Below are 2,639 nucleotides of genomic sequence, written 5' to 3'. Positions count from 1 at the left end.
TCACGCAGCGTGATCGGGTTCGGCGTTCCCCATCGCAGGTCGGTGACCGGCCGGCGATTGATGAAGTAGACCTCGCTGCGGAACGGGCTGTTGAACCCGTGCTTCCAGCCCTGGAGCGTGCTCATGATCGGCAGGTTCTCGGTGGTCAACTGGTAGTGACCGGGACCGAACTGGTCGGCCAGCTGTCCGCGGTAGACGAACACCGCCTGCTGACCTTCGCGGACGATCAGTTCCGCGCCGTTCTTGATCTCGTTGTTGTAGCGCGGGAACCGCCAAGCGAGCGTCGAACGCGAGTCGTCGATCCATTCGATGATGTCGACGAGTTCGCCGCGCATCTTGCCGATGATTCCCATGGAGCCATCCCCTACGTCGTCGAGCCGCAGGCGGCTCGGTCCGGTGTCCTGTCCTCCATTACAGCGTACGAGTCGGACGAGTTCGGTCGGACGGTCGACATCGAGTGTGCAAAGTGTTCTCGCCCGCTGCCGAAGCGGCAGCGGGCGAGAACAGTGGCGTGGGCGCGGGCGATCAGCCCTGGTAGCGGGCGATGGCCTCGGCCGCGACCTTGAGGGCCTCGTCCTTGCCGACCCAACCGCCGGGGGTCACTTCCTTGCCCGGCTCGAGGTCCTTGTAGCGCTCGAAGAAGTGCGAGATGGCGCCGAGCTCGAACTCGTTGACGTCGGTGACGTCCTGGATGTGGTCCCAGCGCGGGTCGCCTGCCGGAACGGCGAGCAGCTTGTCGTCGCCGCCTGCCTCATCGGTCATGGTGTACATGCCCACGATGCGAGCCTTCACGATGACACCGGGGAACACCGACTCGGGGAGAAGCACCATCGCGTCCAACGGATCGCCGTCCTCGCCGAGGGTGTGGTCGATGTAGCCGTAATCGGCCGGGTAACCCATCGACGTGTACAGGTAGCGATCCAGGTAGATCTTGCCCGTCTCGTGGTCGACCTCGTACTTGTTACGCCCACCCTTGGGGATCTCAATGGTGACTTCGAACTCCATGCTGCCTCCCGCATCTGCTGCGACTTGTCCGGAAAATTGCTTCGACGGCTCTCAAGGATACTGTTAGCACCGTGAAACGCAGACCCCAGACCGGAGGATAAGTGGCTCAGCCGACAAGTTCTGCCGTCCGTCGGCCGCGCAGAATCCTGCGCTGGTTCCTGGTGCTTCTGGTGGTGATCCTCGTTGCGGCAGGCGCCGGTGTCGGTTGGTGGGCCTACCAGAACCGTGCCGACCCGATCCCCGACGGGACACCGGCACGACCGGCCGCGGCCGCGGTGAACCCGCGCATCGTCGCGGTCTCACCGACCGCTCCCGCCCCGACGGTCGAAGGTGTCGCAAAGGCACTGGCCGAGCCCTTGAAGAATGACGCGCTGGGCAAGCTGACCGGGCAGATCTCCGATCCGCTGACCGGGAAGGTCTTGTGGTCCCGCGGGGCACAGGAGCCGCGCGTGCCTGCGTCCAACGCCAAGATCTTGACTGCAGCCGCGGTCCTGCTGGCACTGCCGCACGACGCCCGAATCACCACTCGCGTCGTCCTCGGCGCCGACGGGCAGGCGGTGTTGATCGGCGCCGGAGATCCGACGCTCAGTGCGCAGCCCGAAGGTGACCCCACCTTCTACTCCGATCCCGCGCGCATCGCCGATCTGGCCGAGCAGATCACGAAGTCCGGTCGCCGAGTGACGTCGGTGGCCGTCGACACCTCGGCGTTCACCGGTCCCGCGATGGCGCGCACCTGGGACAAGCGCGACATCGAAGGTGGGGACATCGCACCCATCCAGTCGTTGATGGTCGACGGCGCGCGGCTCAAGCCGACGGACGAGTACTCGCCGCGCACCGAGGATCCGGCACTCGATGCCGGGCGGGCACTGGCCGCGGCACTCGGGTTGAACAGTGAGGTCGAGGAGGTCGCCGCCCCCGCGGGCGCGGCGACCATCGCCTCGGTGGAGTCGGCGCCGCTGACCGTGCGCGTCGGCGACATGATGCGCTTCTCCGACAACGTCCTCGCCGAATCCCTCGCTATCGAACTCGCCGCGGCGACCGGTGGCGAGGTCAGCATCGCCGGCGGCGCGCAGGCGGTGCTGGCCACCCTGAACAAGAACGGGTTCGACGTCGGCGATGCCCGCTTGGTGGACGCCTCGGGCATCTCGTACTCCGACCGCGTGCCCGCGTCACTGCTCGACGAGGTGATGTCGGCAGCGGCGGGCGACGGCCACCCGAAGCTGCGTTCGCTGCTCGACTCGTTGCCCGTGGCGTTCGGCACCGGCACGTTGATCGACCGATTCGATCCCGACAGGACGTCCGGCGCGGGCTGGGTCCGCGGCAAGACCGGAACACTCACGGGCGTCAGTTCGTTGACCGGAGTGGTGCAGACGGTCGACGGCCGCGTGCTGGCATTCGCCATGATGTCCGGAGGGACCTCCCCGGAGGACGCCCGGCCCGCTGTCGACGCCGTGGTCGGCGCGCTCCGCGACTGCGGTTGCCGCGACTGACTGACGGCACTGCCACGCCAGACTGCGAAAGGGACAGACTGTGGAAACCGCCGCCGACGTGAATGAGGCCGACATGACTGGGCAGGACGCGACAGGAGTCGACCCGACCGACGCGGGCTACGGGCCGGTCGAGAACATCGACTG

The 2,639-nt window shown here is 67.0% G+C and carries 3 protein-coding genes; 1 reads left to right on the top strand and 2 read right to left on the bottom strand.

Translation table 11 applies throughout. The features are described from left to right. Together GX543_RS18370 and GX543_RS18365 are read right to left on the bottom strand one after the other, a co-directional pair. The coding region (locus GX543_RS18370) for an SPFH domain-containing protein (protein WP_290854019.1) at positions 1-353 on the bottom strand (353 nt) is incomplete at its 3' end. A gap of 172 nt (positions 354-525) precedes the next feature. Further along, positions 526-1,005, bottom strand: a complete 480-nt coding sequence (locus GX543_RS18365; RefSeq protein ID WP_290854018.1) for an inorganic diphosphatase — start codon at positions 1,003-1,005, stop codon at positions 526-528. A 101-nt stretch (positions 1,006-1,106) separates the two neighbouring features. On the opposite strand from GX543_RS18365, the gene dacB reads away from it, so the two are divergent. After that, on the top strand, positions 1,107-2,495 hold the full coding sequence (dacB, locus tag GX543_RS18360) for a D-alanyl-D-alanine carboxypeptidase/D-alanyl-D-alanine-endopeptidase (protein ID WP_290854017.1): 1,389 nt from the start codon (positions 1,107-1,109) through the stop codon (positions 2,493-2,495). The last annotated feature ends 144 nt before the right edge of the window (positions 2,496-2,639 follow it).

The sequence above is a fragment of the Gordonia sp. (in: high G+C Gram-positive bacteria) genome (assembly GCF_012515855.1).
Taxonomy (GTDB): domain Bacteria; phylum Actinomycetota; class Actinomycetes; order Mycobacteriales; family Mycobacteriaceae; genus Gordonia.
Note: the sequence above shows the minus strand (reverse complement) of the source record. Positions and strands in the feature narration are given on the sequence as shown.

What these genes read in the sequence shown, in the direction of transcription:
- GX543_RS18365 (WP_290854018.1), bottom strand. Translation starts at nt 1,005, where the DNA reads ATGGAGTTCGAAGTCACCATTGAGATCCCCAAGGGTGGGCGTAACAAG.